This is a genomic window from Candidatus Andeanibacterium sp. (genome assembly GCF_057143545.1).
Genome location: NZ_DBNHSF010000007.1, coordinates 1 through 14663, shown reverse-complemented (window position 1 = coordinate 14663; position 14663 = coordinate 1). Strand labels below are relative to the sequence as shown.

The 14663-nt window shown below is 63.5% G+C and carries 19 protein-coding genes, 1 tRNA gene and 1 pseudogene; 6 read left to right on the top strand and 15 right to left on the bottom strand.

The genetic code is table 11. From position 1 onward, the window contains the following. From AC16XC_RS00455 to AC16XC_RS00435, 5 genes and pseudogenes are all read right to left on the bottom strand, one after another. Positions 1–242: ribosome maturation factor RimM (locus AC16XC_RS00455; RefSeq protein ID WP_484032662.1), on the bottom strand; the 242-nt coding region annotated here is incomplete at its 3' end. A 140-nt stretch (positions 243–382) separates the two neighbouring features. Next, positions 383–844, bottom strand: a pseudogene (gene rpsP / locus AC16XC_RS00450) (30S ribosomal protein S16); the annotation flags it as partial. Between the two features lie 33 nt (positions 845–877). Continuing rightward, on the bottom strand, positions 878–2344 hold the full coding sequence (ffh, locus tag AC16XC_RS00445; RefSeq protein WP_484032661.1) for a signal recognition particle protein: 1467 nt from the start codon (positions 2342–2344) through the stop codon (positions 878–880). Positions 2345–2520: 176 nt separating this feature from the next. Next, positions 2521–2596 (bottom strand) — tRNA-Ala (locus tag AC16XC_RS00440). A gap of 86 nt (positions 2597–2682) precedes the next feature. Continuing rightward, positions 2683–3018, bottom strand: a complete 336-nt coding sequence (locus AC16XC_RS00435; protein WP_484032660.1) for a TIGR02300 family protein — start codon at positions 3016–3018, stop codon at positions 2683–2685. A gap of 198 nt (positions 3019–3216) precedes the next feature. Between AC16XC_RS00435 and aroA the strand changes: the two genes are divergently transcribed. The 3 genes from aroA to AC16XC_RS00420 all read left to right on the top strand — a co-directional run bounded on the left by aroA (position 3217) and on the right by AC16XC_RS00420 (position 5598). Continuing rightward, on the top strand, positions 3217–4530 hold the full coding sequence (aroA, locus tag AC16XC_RS00430) for a 3-phosphoshikimate 1-carboxyvinyltransferase (protein WP_484032659.1): 1314 nt from the start codon (positions 3217–3219) through the stop codon (positions 4528–4530). Beyond that, positions 4527–4778, top strand: coding sequence for a CBU_0592 family membrane protein (locus tag AC16XC_RS00425; protein WP_484032658.1), 252 nt, complete (start codon positions 4527–4529; stop codon positions 4776–4778). The genes aroA and AC16XC_RS00425 overlap by 4 nt, the downstream gene beginning before the upstream one ends. A gap of 193 nt (positions 4779–4971) precedes the next feature. Further along, positions 4972–5598 (top strand): (d)CMP kinase, encoded by a 627-nt coding sequence (locus AC16XC_RS00420; RefSeq protein WP_484032657.1) that lies wholly within the window; start codon positions 4972–4974, stop codon positions 5596–5598. Between the two features lie 27 nt (positions 5599–5625). Here AC16XC_RS00420 and AC16XC_RS00415 read toward each other — a convergent pair whose 3' ends face one another. Then, a complete protein-coding gene (locus tag AC16XC_RS00415; RefSeq protein WP_484032656.1) occupies positions 5626–5991 on the bottom strand; it encodes a cupin domain-containing protein in 366 nt (121 codons plus the stop codon). 487 nt (positions 5992–6478) lie between these two features. Here AC16XC_RS00415 and rpsA point away from each other — a divergent pair, with 487 nt between their 5' ends. The 3 genes from rpsA (at position 6479) to gloB (ending at position 9472) form a co-directional block, all read left to right on the top strand. After that, the gene (rpsA, locus tag AC16XC_RS00410; RefSeq protein ID WP_484032655.1) at positions 6479–8191 is read left to right on the top strand and encodes a 30S ribosomal protein S1; all 1713 of its coding nucleotides are present in this window, start codon (positions 6479–6481) and stop codon (positions 8189–8191) included. A 94-nt stretch (positions 8192–8285) separates the two neighbouring features. Continuing rightward, positions 8286–8699 carry a GFA family protein gene (locus AC16XC_RS00405; RefSeq protein ID WP_484032654.1) on the top strand — a complete coding sequence of 138 codons (414 nt, stop codon included), beginning with the start codon at positions 8286–8288 and terminating at the stop codon, positions 8697–8699. Then, positions 8696–9472 carry a hydroxyacylglutathione hydrolase gene (gloB, locus tag AC16XC_RS00400; protein ID WP_484032653.1) on the top strand — a complete coding sequence of 259 codons (777 nt, stop codon included), beginning with the start codon at positions 8696–8698 and terminating at the stop codon, positions 9470–9472. Before AC16XC_RS00405 ends, gloB begins: the two co-directional genes overlap by 4 nt. A gap of 3 nt (positions 9473–9475) precedes the next feature. Here gloB and AC16XC_RS00395 read toward each other — a convergent pair whose 3' ends face one another. The 9 genes from AC16XC_RS00395 to AC16XC_RS00355 all read right to left on the bottom strand — a co-directional run. Beyond that, complete coding sequence (locus tag AC16XC_RS00395; RefSeq protein ID WP_484032652.1) at positions 9476–10090, bottom strand: NAD(P)-dependent oxidoreductase; 615 nt, start codon at positions 10088–10090, stop codon at positions 9476–9478. Positions 10091–10174: 84 nt separating this feature from the next. Continuing rightward, a complete protein-coding gene (locus tag AC16XC_RS00390) occupies positions 10175–10723 on the bottom strand; it encodes a F0F1 ATP synthase subunit B family protein (RefSeq protein ID WP_484032651.1) in 549 nt (182 codons plus the stop codon). Continuing rightward, positions 10716–11210 carry a F0F1 ATP synthase subunit B family protein gene (locus AC16XC_RS00385; protein ID WP_484032650.1) on the bottom strand — a complete coding sequence of 165 codons (495 nt, stop codon included), beginning with the start codon at positions 11208–11210 and terminating at the stop codon, positions 10716–10718. Before AC16XC_RS00385 ends, AC16XC_RS00390 begins: the two co-directional genes overlap by 8 nt. A 60-nt stretch (positions 11211–11270) precedes the next feature. Then, entirely contained in the window at positions 11271–11507 is a 237-nt protein-coding gene (locus AC16XC_RS00380) for an ATP synthase subunit c family protein (RefSeq protein ID WP_484032649.1), read from the bottom strand. Between the two features lie 33 nt (positions 11508–11540). Beyond that, positions 11541–12290 carry a F0F1 ATP synthase subunit A gene (locus tag AC16XC_RS00375; protein WP_484032648.1) on the bottom strand — a complete coding sequence of 250 codons (750 nt, stop codon included), beginning with the start codon at positions 12288–12290 and terminating at the stop codon, positions 11541–11543. Positions 12291–12342: 52 nt separating this feature from the next. After that, positions 12343–12669 (bottom strand): AtpZ/AtpI family protein, encoded by a 327-nt coding sequence (locus AC16XC_RS00370; protein WP_484032647.1) that lies wholly within the window; start codon positions 12667–12669, stop codon positions 12343–12345. A gap of 152 nt (positions 12670–12821) precedes the next feature. Next, entirely contained in the window at positions 12822–13214 is a 393-nt protein-coding gene (locus AC16XC_RS00365) for a YdbL family probable chaperone protein (RefSeq protein ID WP_484032646.1), read from the bottom strand. Between the two features lie 23 nt (positions 13215–13237). Beyond that, entirely contained in the window at positions 13238–13432 is a 195-nt protein-coding gene (locus AC16XC_RS00360; protein ID WP_484032645.1) for a YnbE family lipoprotein, read from the bottom strand. 53 nt (positions 13433–13485) lie between these two features. Then, on the bottom strand, positions 13486–14663 hold a 1178-nt coding region (locus AC16XC_RS00355), incomplete at its 5' end, for an intermembrane phospholipid transport protein YdbH family protein (RefSeq protein ID WP_484032644.1).

Below are 14663 nucleotides of genomic sequence, written 5' to 3'. Positions count from 1 at the left end.
ACCGCCAGCGCGGTGCCGCGCAGCGCTTCGGCCGCATTGCGGTCGGCAATCTCGGCAAAGCGGGCGATCGCCCCGCCCTTGCCGTCGTCGCGCAGCTGCTTGAGCGTCAGCGCGCCATCGTTGAACGATGTGAAGCGGGAGAGCGCCGCAACGCCCTCCCCGAACAACTTCAAGCGAACTTCGCCCGTCACGCCATGTGCGCCAATGATGGCGGCGAGCGTGACGGGTTTGTCGTTCGCCAAGTTTAGCCTTCCGACTTCTCTTCGGAAGCTTCCTCGGCGGCAGGCGCCTCTTCAGCAGGGGAATCTTCTGCGGGAGCTTCCTCGGCCGGGGCTTCCTCCGCAGCCGGTTCCTCGGCGGCGGTCTCTTCAGCCGGTGCTTCTTCGGTTGCGGGTTCTTCCGCCGGAGCCTCTTCGGCAGCCGCTTCTTCAGCCACGACTTCTTCGATCACCGCTTCCTCAGCCGGCGCTTCTTCCTCGGCCGGAGCGTTGGCGGCTTCCTCGGCCGCGGCAGCCTTGGCGGCCTTCTCCTCGGCTCGTTCCTTGGCGGCCTGGCCAGGTTCGCCCTTGATCGGGTTGTTGCGCGCGGCACGCTCGCGGATGCCGGCGGCATCGAGGAAGCGGGCCACACGGTCGGACGGCTGCGCGCCGACGCCGAGCCAGTAGCGCGCGCGATCCTCGTCGAGCTTGAGGCGGGCCGGGTCGTCCTTGGCGAGCAGCGGGTTGTAGATCCCGATCTGCTCGAGATAGCGGCCGTCACGGGCCCTGCGGCTATCCGCCACAACGATCCGGTAATAGGGCCGCTTCTTCGCGCCGCCGCGCGACAAACGCAGTGCAATTGCCATTTCAATCTACCTTTCTAACGTAATTTCCTGAAATCACTTCTTTTTCATCAAATCGTTCAAGTCGGCCGGGAGCTGGCCCGGGCCGGGACCGCCAAGCCCCGGCAGGCCGCCGCCACCCATTCCGGGCGGCGCGACACCGCCCATTCCGCCTCCGCCGAACAGGCTGGCGAGGCCTTTCAGCCCACCCATCTTCCTGATCTGCTTCATCGCCCGGCCCATTTCCTGGTGCATCTTCAAGAGCTTGTTGACGTCCTGCACATCGGTACCGGAGCCAGCTGCCACCCGCCGCTTGCGCTTGGCGTTCATCAATTCGGGCCGTTCGCGCTCCTTCGGCGTCATCGAGCCGATGATTGCGTCCATATGGACCAGCACCTTGTCGTCCATCCCGCTCTGCGCCATCGCCGCCTTGGCCTTCTTCATGCCCGGCAGCATCCCGGCGAGCATGCCGATCCCGCCCATATTCTGCATTTGCCGGAGCTGCATGCGCAGGTCGTTCAAATCGAACTTGCCCTTGAGCATGCGCTCGGCGAGGCGATCGGCTTCTTCCTTCTTGATCGTTTCGGCGGCCTTTTCGACCAGCGAGACGACATCGCCCATGCCGAGGATCCGGCTCGCCACGCGGCCTGGGTGAAAGGCTTCGATCGCGTCGATCTTCTCGCCCGTACCGGCAAACTTGATCGGCTTGCCGGTGACCGCGCGCATCGACAGCGCCGCGCCGCCGCGGGCATCGCCGTCCATGCGGGTGAGGACCACGCCGGTGAGGTCGACTTCGCCCGCAAAGCTCTGCGCGACATTGACCGCGTCCTGGCCGGTCAGCGAATCGACCACCAGCAGCATTTCGGTCGGCTTCGAGATCGCCGCGACCGCCTTCATCTCGGCCATCAGCGCATCGTCCACATGCAGCCGTCCGGCGGTGTCGAGCAGCAGCACGTCGGCCGCCTGGAGTTTGGCCGCCTGCAGCGCGCGGGTGGCAATCTCGGTCGGTTGCTGGCCGGCGACGATCGGCAGGGTCGCGACCTCGACCTGCTCGCCCAGCACCGCCAGCTGTTCCTGCGCCGCCGGGCGATTGACGTCGAGCGACGCCATCATCACCTTCTTGCCCTGCTTGTCTTTCAGCAGCTTCGCGATCTTGGCGGTGGTCGTGGTCTTGCCCGAGCCCTGCAGGCCGACCATCATGATCACGACCGGCGGGATCGCTTTGAGATCGAGTTCGGCCGCCTGCCCATCGCCCTCGGCTCCGCCGAGCATCTCGACCAGCGCATCGTTGACGATCTTGACCACCTGCTGGCCGGGCGTGACCGAGCGCAGCACTTCCTGGCCAACCGCCTTTTCGGTAACCGCATCGACGAACCGGCGGACCACCGGCAGGGCGACGTCGGCTTCGAGCAGGGCGACGCGAACTTCGCGCATGGCCGCGCGGACATCGTCTTCCCTGAGCGCGCCACGGCCGCGCAAGCGATCGAACACGCCGCCAAGCCGGTCTGACAAGCTCTCGAACATCGCCCTTGCCTACTCCTTCACAGGCCAAAAAGACCTGTTAAATGCCAAAAACGCCGGCGGACGAAACCTCGTCGGCCAGCGTGCGAATCTCTAAACGAAATCCGACTTTTTCAGTTCGAATGGTGGAGCCCCAATTGGACAAAGTCCGAGGCGAAGCCATTCGCATTTCTTTCGAATGGTGGAGCCGAGGGGGATCGAACCCCTGACCTCTACAATGCCATTGTAGCGCTCTCCCAGCTGAGCTACGGCCCCGGTCCATTCATGTCATGCGCCTTGGGGGGCGCATCCCTTGCGGGAGGGCCGCCCTTTATGGGCAGACCCGCGATTCCGCAAGTGTTTTAGCTCTCTTCCTCGTCGCTTTCGGCGGCACCGGCCACACCGAGATCGTCATCGCCGCCGAGGTCGACATCGTTGTCGGGCGAATCCCCGTGCTCGTCGATATCCTCGAGATCCTCCTCGAGATCGTCATCGGCGAGATCGGCATCCGCTTCCTCGTCGACTTTCTTCTCTTTCTCTTCCTCGAACGGAATCGGCTGCTTCGACTTGAGCACCGGCTCGGGATACCACTGATTGCCGCATTCGATGCAGCTCACGGGTTCGTCGGTGCCGAGATCGTAGAAGCGGGTGCCGCATTTGGGGCAGCTGCGCTTGGTACCCCATTCAGGCTTGACCATAGAAAATCCTCAATCTGCTCCTGCCGCTGGGGCAGGCAAAAACTCGTCGGTTGATGGGTATTGAAGGGGCGAGAATCAAGCACCCTCACCGCATCGGGTGGCGCGCCTTGCCATAGGGCAAAGGCGCTGTCAAAAGCCGCGCGCGAATAGCAGCACCCAACCGGAAAGCAAGCCTTGTCACACGCCGACCCCAACCAGATGCATCCACGCCGAGTCATGCGGTCGGGGCCCCTGCGCGGGACGATTCGCGTCCCGGGCGACAAGTCGATCAGCCACCGCTCGGTGATGTTCGGCGCGCTGGCGGTGGGCGAAACGCGGATCACCGGCCTGCTCGAAGGCGAGGACGTGATGGCGACCGCCGCCGCGATGCGGGCAATGGGCGCGACCGTCGAGCGCAAGGCCGATGGCGGCTGGAGCGTCCATGGTGTCGGCGTCGGCGGCTTGCTCCAGCCCGCAGGGCCGCTCGACATGGGCAATAGCGGGACCTCCACCCGGCTGCTGATGGGGCTGGTCGCGAGCCATCCGATCACCGCGCAATTCATCGGCGATGCGAGCCTCTCGAAGCGCCCGATGGGCCGCGTGATCGACCCGCTTTCGACCATGGGCGCGGCGTTCGATGCCTCCGAAGGCGGCACCCTGCCGCTCACCGAACGCGGCATCTGCCCGGCCGTGCCGATTTCCTACCGGCTGCCGGTGGCGAGCGCGCAGGTGAAGAGCGCGGTGCTGCTTGCCGGGCTCAACACGCCGGGCGTGACCACGGTGATCGAACCGGTCCCGACCCGCGACCACACCGAGCGGATGCTGACCGGCTTCGGCGCGGAATTGTGGGTCGAAGAGGAAGGCGGGGAACGCGTGATCAAGCTGCGCGGCGAGGCCGAGCTCAAGCCGCAGCAGATCGAGGTGCCGGGCGATCCCTCGTCGGCGGCGTTCTTCATCGTCGCCGCGCTGATCGTTCCGGGGAGCGAAATCCTGATCGAAAATGTCGGCCTCAACCCGACCCGCGCCGGGCTGATCCAGGTGCTGCGCGACATGGGCGGCCGGATCGAGGAAGCGAACCGCCGCGAAGTCGGCGGCGAGCCGGTCGCGGATCTCAGGGTCTCGCACAGCCCGCTCAAGGGAATCGCAGTCGATCCCGCGATTGCGCCGAGCATGATCGACGAATTCCCGGCGCTGTTCGTCGCGGCGAGCCTGGCCGAAGGGCGCACGACCACCAGCGGGCTCGAGGAATTGCGGGTCAAGGAGAGCGACCGGATCGCGGTGATGGCCGCCGCGCTCACCAGCGCGGGCGCGCGGGTCGAGGAAAACGCGGACGGGCTGGTGATCGACGGGACCGGCGGAGAGCCCCTGCCGGGCAACGCTGCGCCCGTCACCACCCATCTCGACCACCGGATCGCGATGTCGATGGCGGTGGCGGGTCTTGCAAGCCGCGACGGGGTCGAAGTCGACGACACGCGCCCGATCGCCACCAGCTTCCCCAATTTCGAAGCGCTGCTGGATGGGCTGGCGGGATGAGCCCCGAAGCCGCTAATTATGTCGGCTTTCTCGGCATGGGATTGATCATCGCCGCCTATGCCTATGTGACGCTGGCGAAAGCGCAGAACCAGTTTCTCTACCATGGGATGAACCTCGTCGGCGCCGGCCTGCTTGTGGCATCCCTGCTGGTGAACACCAACCTTCCGGCCTTGGTGCTCGAAGCGATCTGGATGGTGATCGCGCTGGTCGGCCTTACGGTCGCACTTATGAAACGGGGAAAGGCGTGATGCTAAAGCGGCTCATCGCCTTCGCGCTGATTTTTGGCATCTCTTTCGGCACTTATGCAGTTTGGGGGAAAGGACCGCTGACACCCTTCGATGCCATTAGCAGGGCATTCTTTGCTTCGTTGGCCTGTTTCCTACTTCACATGAAATGGAAGCGAAGTGAACGTCAAAGGGCTCGTCTGAAGGATACGTTCAAATGATCATCGCCGTCGACGGCCCCACTGCCTCGGGCAAGGGCACCATTGCCCGCGCACTCGCCGCGCGCTTCGGCCTGCCACATATGGATACCGGCCTGCTCTACCGCGCGGTCGGGCGGCAGGTGGCGCTCAATGGCGGCGATCCGGACAATCCCGATGACGCGCTTGCCGCCACCCACTTCCCCGACAGCCTGCTCAGCGATCCCGAATTGCGCAGTGAAGTGAGCGGCGGGTTTGCCAGCCGCGTCTCGGTCCATCCGGGCGTGCGCCAGGCGCTGTACGAACGCCAGCGGGCGTTCGCCACCCAGCCCGGCGGCGCGGTGCTCGACGGGCGCGACATCGGCACGGTGATTGCACCCGATGCGCATGTGAAGCTCTATGTCACTGCCGATGTCGAAGTGCGCGCGATGCGCCGCTTCCTTGAAATGCGCGACCGCGACATCGCCGTGGAGCTGGAGGACATCGAGCGCGACCTCGCCATCCGCGACCGGCGCGACCGCGCCCGCAAGGACGCCCCGCTCATCGCCGCCGATGATGCGATCCTGCTCGATACCTCGGAAATGGAACGCGACGAGGCTGCGTTGGCGGCAATCGAACGGGTCGAGCAGGCGCTCGGGCTGGACTAGCGGATCGGCGGTGAGCCGCTGCTGGCTCTAATGCTGGTGCTCGGGCGGTGCGAACAATATCAGCTCGACCCGCTCGGAGCCTTTGACATAGCCGTCGTGCCCGGGCGGAATCTCGAAAAAGTCGCCCTTCCTGATCGTGATCTCCGCACCCGTCTCGACCATGCGCACGACGAGCTCGCCGCCGATGCAATAGCCCGTATGGTGCATCGGGCAGGAATCCGGCGAACCAAGCAGCGGCTTCTCGTCCTTTTCCCAGGTCCATCCGGGCTCGAATATGGCGTGCATACCGGTCGTTCCGGCACCGGTCCGGACGATGGAAATCCCGCCGGCCTGCTTCATGTCGAGCAACTGGTCGGGCTGGTCGAAGCGCCTCGTTTCGATGGTAGCTGTCATGGCCATTCTCCTGTTCTGACAGCTTGTCTTGATAGAGCAGGCAAGACTGCCAAGCTTGGAGATTTCATGGAGATTGAAGGCGGGCGACAAATTTTCCCGATGGCCACCCCGGACTGCCGGCAGATATTTCGCTGTCCTACAGGCCCGGCAATCCGCACTAAGAGCAAATGCGGAGGATAACCTTTCACGCTTCGGCCCACCGTGAATTCATCGCTCCCGTCGCCCATCCCGCTTTTCTTTTCCTGGGCTGTGTTACCCTGTTGCCCTCCGTTCAGCTTCGAACCCGAAATCCCTTGCGTTTCCGCCAATCCTCGCCTAGGGCGCGCGCGTTCTCGCAATCTCCTGATTGAAAGGACCCGGGCGTCGGCATTCGGCCCCGCACGGCATCGGCCCTCTTGCCCCGTTGGCCCGGACAATGGTGTTCGGAGACGGGTAAAGACCCCGGTAAAACCGGTGGCCGGAAATGACAGTATTGGGAAATTGACAAATGGCCTCTTCGGCTAATCCATCGCGCGCCGATTTCGAAGCGCTCCTCAACCAACAATTCGGCGACGAAGCAGACGGCGGTTTTGAAGGCCGCGTCGTAAAAGGCACCGTCACCGCAATCGAAAACGACAAGGCCGTGATCGATGTCGGCCTCAAGAGCGAAGGCCGCGTCCCGCTCAGGGAATTCGCCCATGGCGGCGACCATGGCCTGTCCGTCGGCGATGAAGTCGAAGTCTTCGTCGACCGCGTCGAGAATGCCGACGGCGAAGCGATGCTCAGCCGCGACCGCGCCCGCCGCGAAGCCGCCTGGGACAAGCTCGAGAGCGAATTCGGCGAAGGCAAGCGCGTCGAAGGCCGCATCTTCGGCCGCGTGAAGGGCGGCTTCACGGTCGATCTCGACGGTGCCGTGGCCTTCCTCCCCGGCTCGCAGGTCGATATCCGCCCGGTGCGCGATGTCGGCCCGCTGATGGACATGCCGCAGCCGTTCCAGATCCTCAAGATGGACCGCCGCCGCGGCAATATCGTGGTCTCGCGCCGTGCGGTGCTCGAGGAAACCCGCGCCGAACAGCGCAGCGAGCTGATCGACCAGCTTTCCGAAGGCCAGGTGATCGACGGCGTCGTCAAGAACATCACCGATTACGGCGCCTTCGTCGACCTCGGCGGAATCGACGGCCTGCTTCACGTCACCGACATGAGCTACAAGCGGGTCAACCACCCGAGCGAAGTCATCAATATCGGCGACACGGTGAAGGTGCAGATCGTCCGCATCAACGAAGACACGCAGCGCATCTCGCTCGGCATGAAGCAGCTTGAAAGCGATCCGTGGGACGGCGTCGAAGCCAAATACCCGATCGGCGCCAAGCTCTCCGGCACAGTCACCAACATCACCGAATATGGCGCCTTCGTCGAACTCGAAGCCGGCATCGAGGGCCTGGTCCATGTCTCGGAAATGAGCTGGACCAAGAAGAACGTCCATCCGGGCAAGATCGTTTCGACCAGCCAGGAAGTGGATGTGATCGTGCTCGAAGTCGATGCCGACAAGCGCCGCATCTCGCTCGGCCTCAAGCAGGCCCAGCAGAATCCGTGGGAAGCATTCGCCGAGAAGCACCCGGTCGGCAGCGAAGTCGAGGGCGAAGTCAAGAACGCCACCGAATTCGGCCTGTTCATCGGGCTCGATGGCGACGTCGACGGCATGGTCCACATGTCGGATATCGCCTGGGGCATTTCGGGCGAAGACGCATTGGCGCTCCACCGCAAGGGCGAGATGGTCAAGGCGATCGTGCTCGATGTCGACACCGAAAAGGAACGCATCAGTCTCGGCATGAAGCAGCTTGAAAAGGGCGCGCCCACCGCCGGTGGCGCAGCGGCCGCGAGCGGCCTCAAGCGCAACCAGGTGGTCACCGTCACGGTTCTCGAAGTGCGTGACGGCGGGCTCGAGGTGCAGGTCGGCGAAGACGGTGCGACCGGCTTCATCAAGCGCAGCGACCTTGGCCGCGACCGCGACGAACAGCGGCCCGACCGCTTCCAGGTCGGCCAGAAGATCGACGCCATGGTGACCGGGTTCGACCGTTCGAAGAAGCCCAACTTCTCGATCAAGGCGCGCCAGATCGCCGAAGAGAAGGAAGCCGTGGCACAGTTCGGATCGTCGGATTCGGGGGCCTCGCTGGGCGACATCCTGGGCGAAGCGCTCAAGAAGGACGACAGCAAGAAGTAGGTTTCGTTCGACCTTCGATTGGACTTGGCAAGGCCCGCCCGGAACGATCCAGGCGGGCCTTTCCTACTCACCGCTCCGGGAGTAGGGTGCGTGCATGAGAGCCGCGTGCCAATGTGGCCAGCTATCCGCGACGATCGAGGATGGCGCGGAGCCGATGAGGATCGCCTGTCACTGTACTTCCTGCCAGAAGCGCAGCGGCTCGCCGTTCGGCTATGTCGCCTATTTCCTCGAGAACGAGGTCGTGATCGAGGGAGAATCCCGCGAATATTCCCGCCCGACCGATACCGGGGCGACCCTCACCAACGGCTTCTGCCCGCGCTGCGGCAGCTCGCTCTACGTAAAGGTCGAACGCTTTCCCGAACTGTTCGGGATCACCGTCGGGTGTATCTCCGATCCGTCATTTCCGCCGCCCAGGATCTCGGTCTACGAGGAGGTGCGGCACCGCTGGATTACCCTGCCCGAAGGAACCAGCCATTACGATCGCGGAAGGGGCAGCAACACCGAATGACGCTCGAAGTCCACCAATTCCCCTGTCTCGCCGACAATTACGGCTTCCTGGCCCACGATCCGGCATCGGGCGAGACGGCCTGCATCGATACGCCCGACGCCGATGCATACCTCCGCGAGGCCGAGGCGAAGGGCTGGACCATCACCCAGATCTGGAACACCCATTGGCACCCCGATCATGCCGGCGGGAACGAGGCGATCAAGGAACAGACCGGCTGCGTGATTACCGCACCCGAAGTGGATGCGCCGAAGATCCGCGGGGTCGACCGCACCGTCGGCCAGGGCGACACGGTCTCGCTCGGAAGCTTTACCGCACGGGTGATCGATGTCGGCGGGCACACGCTGGGCCATATCGCCTATCACCTGCCCGAAGCTGGCGTGGCGTTTGTCGGCGACAGCGTTTTTGCGCTCGGTTGCGGGCGGATGTTCGAGGGCTCGCCGTCGCAATTCTGGGCGAGCCTCTCGCGGATCAAGGCGCTCCCGCCCGAGACGCGGCTCTATTGCGCGCATGAATACACCGCGTCGAACGCCAGATTCGCGCTCCATGCCGATCCCGAAAATGCGCCGCTGGCCGATTATGCCCGCGAGGTGGCAGAGAAGCGGGCGCGCGGCGAATGGACCGTGCCGACCACGCTGGCGAAGGAACTCGAAGCGAATCCCTTCCTCCGCGCGGACGACCCGGCGATACAGGCGCGCTGGGCCCAAAGCGATGGGAAGCTCGGCGATGCGGTGGCGACCTTCGCCGCGCTCAGGGCAGCGAAGGACAATTTCTGAGCCTTAATACGCCACGGTGAAGCGGCTGCGCGAATGGTTGTGCTGTTCGAGTTCGTCGACCATCGCGATCGCATAATCGGCATAGCTGATCTTGCTGTCGCCATTGGCATCGGTGACGAGCTCGTCCTTGCCCAGCCGGAAGCTGCCCGGGCCCATGCGCGGGCCTTCGAAGATCACCATGGCAGGCGAGAAGAAGGTCCAGTCGGTCTCGGTCTCGTTCCGCAGGTCCTGGAGGAAATCGATCGCCGGTTTGACGATCGGCTTCAAGTTCTCGGGGAAATGCGGGGAATCGAAGAGCATCTGGCCGTCAGCGCCCTTGAGGCTGGCCGCGCCGCCCATCACCAGCAGGCGGTTGACACCGGCCCGCTTGACCGCGCCGAGCAGGGTCGAAGCGGGAATGTCGAAATGGACTGCGCTGATCACCGCATCGACCCCTTTGATCAGGCCTGCCAGCGCATCGGCGTCCGACGCGTCGCCCTCAACGGGCGTGATCCCCTCGCCCGACGGCAGCTTGTCGGCATTGCGCGCGATCGCCACGACCTCATGCCCGCGCGACACCAGTTCCTTGGTGATCTCCGAACCGCCCTTGCCGCTCGCACCCAGCACTGCAACCTTCATCTCGTCTCTCCTGGAATATCGATCAGGCACGGCTTGTGCCGCAGGAATGGTCCCTGCCGCAAGCAAGTTAGTCTTGGGCGGGAATCAGATCGACGAGATCGACCGATCGACCAGTTCCTGGTCGGCGGCGGCGGTATGCTTCTCGGCAATCAGCTGGCGGGCGGCGGCGGCGGCAGCCTTGGCCGCTGTTTCGCGCAATTCCTCGACCGCGGCGCGCTCGGCGGCAGCGATCTTCTCTTCCGCAATCGCCTGACGCCGGGCGACGAGGTCCTTCGCATCCTTTTTTGCCTTGGCGACGATCGCCTTGGCCTGCTGCTCCGCGCTCGCCTTGATCTCGGCGATGTCCTTGTCGGCCTGCTTGGTCTTCTTCTCGTAGCTGGCCTTGAGCGCCTCTGCTTCCTCGCGCAGCTTGGCCGCTTCGTCGAGCGCCTTCCTGATCTCGGCGATCCGTGAATCTAGGATACCGGCGATAATCCGCGGCACTCCCGCGCGCAGCATGATCAGGATGACCACGATCATCGCCAGCGCGACAAAGAAGCCGGGCGTCAGGAAGGAAATGCCGAACGCCGCATTTTCGGCGTGCTGTTCCGCCTCTCCGGCGGCATGTCCTGCTGCGGCAAGGAGCTCAAACATTGCCCATCGCTCCCGCCACGGCCTTGCGCGCTTCGGCTTCGGCGACGCTGGCGCCGGTCAGCTTTGCGACGATTGCGCGCGCGGCCTCAGTCGCGACTTCCTCGATCTCGGCCAGCGCGGAAGCGCGGGCGTCCGCCAGCGCCTGCTCGGCCGCTTCGATCCTGGCGGCGACTTCCGAATCCGCCTTGGCCAGGACCTTTTCGACATCCTTGGCCGCCTTGTCCCTGGCCTTGGCCGACAGGTCCTGCCCTTCGGCATGGGCCTCGTCCATCCTTGTCCGCCAGGCCGCCTCGCTCGCCTCTGCCTCGTCCTGCAGGCGCTGGGCCTCGGCAAGATCCTCGGCGATCTTCGCGTCGCGCGCGTCGACCGTCGCTTCGACCTTGGGCACGATCCCGCGGCCGACGAAGAAGTAGATCACACCCAATACCAGCAGCAGCCAGAACCACTGCGACTGATAAACGAGAGCGAGTTGCGATAGCTGAGGCATGTGTCACCAGCTCACTGAAAGGAAGGACCTGTCGCCGAATGGCGAAAGCTATGAAGGCGATCAGGCGGCCGGCGGAGCGTAAAGGATGATCATCGCCACGGCAAAGGCCATCAGGCCAAGCAGTTCGGCAGCAGCGAAGCCGATATAGAGCGTGCCGGTCTGGCCGCCCGCGGCTCCCGGATTGCGCAATGCGCCCTGCAGGAACGAGCCGAAGACGTAACCCACGCCGGCCGCCGCAGCGCCCACGCCGATCGCCGCGACGCCCGCGCCGATAACCTGTGCAGAAGAAAGTTCCATTGTTCTAACTCCGTTGGATAAGGACTTGAAATTTTAGTGAAGATTGACCGCATCATTGATGTAAAGGGCAGTCAGCAAGGCAAAGACGAATGCCTGGATCGCTCCGACAAGCAGCTCCAGCGCATTCACGAAGATCACGAATACGAACGCAAGGGCACCGATCCCATAGCCCATCGCACCTCCGGCATTGAGACCCTGGACCACGAAATTTCCGAACACGTCGAGCAGGACGTGGCCGGCAAACATGGCGATGAACGGACGAAGCCCGAGGCTGAACGGACGGACAAGAAAGCTGATGAACTCGACCGGGGCGATGAAGACCTTCATCACCAGCGGTGTCCCGTGCGGGACGAACAGCGTGAAGAACTTCACTCCGTGGGTCCAGAAACCGACCCCGAGCACGATCGCAAAGCTTATGATCGACATCATCCCGGTGACCGAAAAATGGCTCGTAACGGTGAAAGGATGCGGACCGACGATCGCGAACGGCATTGCCCCTATCCAGTTCGCGGTCAGGATGAAGACAAAGGCGGTGAACACCCATGGCAGGTATCTCCGCCCTTCCTTGCCAATGCTTTCACGGGTGATGTTGTCGACAAAGCCCGTCAGCATCTCGACCGCGGCCTGCCAGCGGCCGGGTACGAGCTGGCGGCGCGTCCCGCCCCACATGAAAGCCAGGATCACCGTAAGGACGATCAGCATCCACAGCGCGGAATTGGTGAACTGGAACGGGCTGACAGCCAGCGTTTCGCTACCGATCGGAGCGATCTGGAACTGGTGCATCGGATCAATGGACGGCGCTGCCAATTTCGTAACTTTCCGGTCTGTCTGGAGCTTATTCGGCGGGCTTGTTAATCATCCGCATGACGTGGATACATGCCCCGATGAAAGCGATGAACATCAATGCGATAGTGATCCATGGCAAGGTGCCGATCACGTTGTCGAGAAACAGGCCGATGAGGATTCCGCCGAGGGGATAGCCGACCATCGTCGAAACGACCTGCATCCCGGTTGCCTGTCCGTCCCGCAATGGCTTGTGGTCGCGCGCCAGCCGCGCATCCTCGGCCTTGCGCGCAACCGCGATCCGTTCCTCGAGGGAACCGATATTGGGGTCCCCTTGGCTTGCTGGGCCAATCGGTGCGTTTTTGGGCTCGTCGGACACGATGGATTCAGTCGCCTCGAAGGATCAGCTATGCGCGGCCAGAAGCAGTCCGGCCGGTGACGCGCCGCCCTTAAGGGCGGGCGACAGGCGAGTCAACATGGAGGGTGTTGCCATGCATCAAGCTCGGCTTGTGCAGTGCAATATCGGGGCTGTCAGGGGCAGCGCGGATCGCGATCTGGCGCCGCGGCGGTCCGCTGTTTCCACGTCCGGGTGGAATAGGCCTGGTACATCTCGCCCGGAACGGTCCTTTCGATCGCGACACATCCGGAAGTAAAGGCAAATTCCTCGAGCGTGGCCGGCGGAGTCGCCTGTTGCGCACGCTCGGTATAGATGGCGCGGCGCTTGATATTGATGTCGGCGACAAGCTTTGTGAGGTCCGGCGTTTCGTTGCCGACAATACCGAGATAGCCGTCCATCTGTTCGCCCACCCTGCCGCTTGCCCGGGCGGATTCATAAGCAGGGTCGCGCTGGGCGTAGGCGGCGATGCCGATTCCGGACAAGGCAAGGCCGGCAAGGGCGCTTGCTAGGATCGTGCGCTTTAACATCGATAGTTTCATCTCGGTCTCGCTCAGAATATGTCCGCGTTCTCTTCGATCATGTCTTCGGCATCTGCCGCCAGACGATAAACCACTTCCTGCGTGATGTTGATGTTGAGCTCGATCACGATCGCATCTTCCGGCGCGTTGATCGTGATGCAGCCCGTCAGGGCCAATGGCCCTGCCAACATCATCACCCCCGCGCGTCCTGGTCTCAACAGTTCCATCGGCACCTTATGCGCCGAGCCTGCTCGGGAGGTCAATTTGCGTGACACCATGATCAATTCTCGCTTTCGTAAGGCTGAATGCGTGCTTCATCGCCGGTTTCAGCTTCGGGAAGATCGGGCGGCCTGATGGCTCGCATTCGGCTGAAAACCGGCCGCTCGACCGGATTGCCGCTCTCGTCCAGCAATCCGACTTCACGCGGGTCGGCGACATAGGCGGGGTCGTACATGGTCTTGATCGAAGTGATGAGCTTGTAGAACGGGGCCCTGATATTGACGTTGAACCTGACCGGGACCCTGGCGATCTGCCGGGTGATGATGTTCTGCCGGGCGCCGGAACCCTGCTGGATTCCATCGAACCTGACCTGGGTGACGATCTCGCCCTGCAACGGCCCGTTGAGGAAGACTTCCATCTTCCGGTAGTCGAGCGAGCGCAGCGCATCGAAGGCGAATTTGGCCATCGGGTGCATGTCTTCGTAGGTCAGCGCACCGACATAGGCGAGATTGCCGCCGGGGGGCCGGGATTCAAGCGTCCCTCCAACCAGCCTGCCGCCGTCTTCGTCGAAATGTAGTGGAACCCGCCCGTCAAACGTCCCTGTCGCGCTGATATTCGCAAGATCCATCCGCTGGACGAACATCCCGGCGTTGATGCCGATCAGCCGCAGGGTATAGCGCCGCTCATCGCTGGTGGTCAGCATGGTGGTCGTCGGCTCGAGAAGCAGCGATCCGCCGAGGAAGGGCCACGCACCGCCGTGGATGACCATCTCGTAACCGGGCCGCAATTCGTAGGTCAGGTTGCCGCGTTCGACCTCGATGCCGGGATTGAAGGAGTTGATAGTCAGGACTTGCTCCGGAGCGGTAACGAAGCCGAGCAGGTCGGTGAATTCGATTACCCCTGAAACGCCTTCGACCGGACCGAATGCGGCGGCGAAATCGAGGTCATCGGTGGAAAACTCGCCGGTGCTGGTCACCCGGTCCGCGTCCCATACGATCGAGCCCCAACCGTCGACCCGGCCATAGACGTTGGCAACCAGGCCCAGCGCGATATCGGAAATCGTATCGGGCTGGAGCCGGTCGTCGAACTGCAATCCGGCAAGCGTGAGCCGCGCCTGCCCCTGCTGGGTGCCGAGATCGTGTTCGATATCCGCCCGGGTCACGATCCGGTCGCTGCGGGGCTCGCGCAAATCCGCATGGGCGGTGATCAGGTTGCCTGCCATCACGAGGCTGGCATCAT

Bases quoted from the DNA above. Each gene is read 5' to 3' on its own strand.
- ffh (WP_484032661.1), bottom strand. From the start codon at position 2,344: ATGTTCGAGAGCTTGTCAGACCGGCTTGGCGGCGTGTTCGATCGCTTG.
- AC16XC_RS00435 (WP_484032660.1), bottom strand. From the start codon at position 3,018: ATGGTCAAGCCTGAATGGGGTACCAAGCGCAGCTGCCCCAAATGCGGC.
- aroA (WP_484032659.1), top strand. From the start codon at position 3,217: ATGCATCCACGCCGAGTCATGCGGTCGGGGCCCCTGCGCGGGACGATT.
- AC16XC_RS00425 (WP_484032658.1), top strand. From the start codon at position 4,527: ATGAGCCCCGAAGCCGCTAATTATGTCGGCTTTCTCGGCATGGGATTG.
- AC16XC_RS00420 (WP_484032657.1), top strand. From the start codon at position 4,972: ATGATCATCGCCGTCGACGGCCCCACTGCCTCGGGCAAGGGCACCATT.
- AC16XC_RS00415 (WP_484032656.1), bottom strand. From the start codon at position 5,991: ATGACAGCTACCATCGAAACGAGGCGCTTCGACCAGCCCGACCAGTTG.
- rpsA (WP_484032655.1), top strand. From the start codon at position 6,479: ATGGCCTCTTCGGCTAATCCATCGCGCGCCGATTTCGAAGCGCTCCTC.
- AC16XC_RS00405 (WP_484032654.1), top strand. From the start codon at position 8,286: ATGAGAGCCGCGTGCCAATGTGGCCAGCTATCCGCGACGATCGAGGAT.
- gloB (WP_484032653.1), top strand. From the start codon at position 8,696: ATGACGCTCGAAGTCCACCAATTCCCCTGTCTCGCCGACAATTACGGC.
- AC16XC_RS00395 (WP_484032652.1), bottom strand. From the start codon at position 10,090: ATGAAGGTTGCAGTGCTGGGTGCGAGCGGCAAGGGCGGTTCGGAGATC.
- AC16XC_RS00390 (WP_484032651.1), bottom strand. From the start codon at position 10,723: ATGTTTGAGCTCCTTGCCGCAGCAGGACATGCCGCCGGAGAGGCGGAA.
- AC16XC_RS00385 (WP_484032650.1), bottom strand. From the start codon at position 11,210: ATGCCTCAGCTATCGCAACTCGCTCTCGTTTATCAGTCGCAGTGGTTC.
- AC16XC_RS00380 (WP_484032649.1), bottom strand. From the start codon at position 11,507: ATGGAACTTTCTTCTGCACAGGTTATCGGCGCGGGCGTCGCGGCGATC.
- AC16XC_RS00375 (WP_484032648.1), bottom strand. From the start codon at position 12,290: ATGCACCAGTTCCAGATCGCTCCGATCGGTAGCGAAACGCTGGCTGTC.
- AC16XC_RS00365 (WP_484032646.1), bottom strand. From the start codon at position 13,214: ATGTTAAAGCGCACGATCCTAGCAAGCGCCCTTGCCGGCCTTGCCTTG.
- AC16XC_RS00360 (WP_484032645.1), bottom strand. From the start codon at position 13,432: ATGGAACTGTTGAGACCAGGACGCGCGGGGGTGATGATGTTGGCAGGG.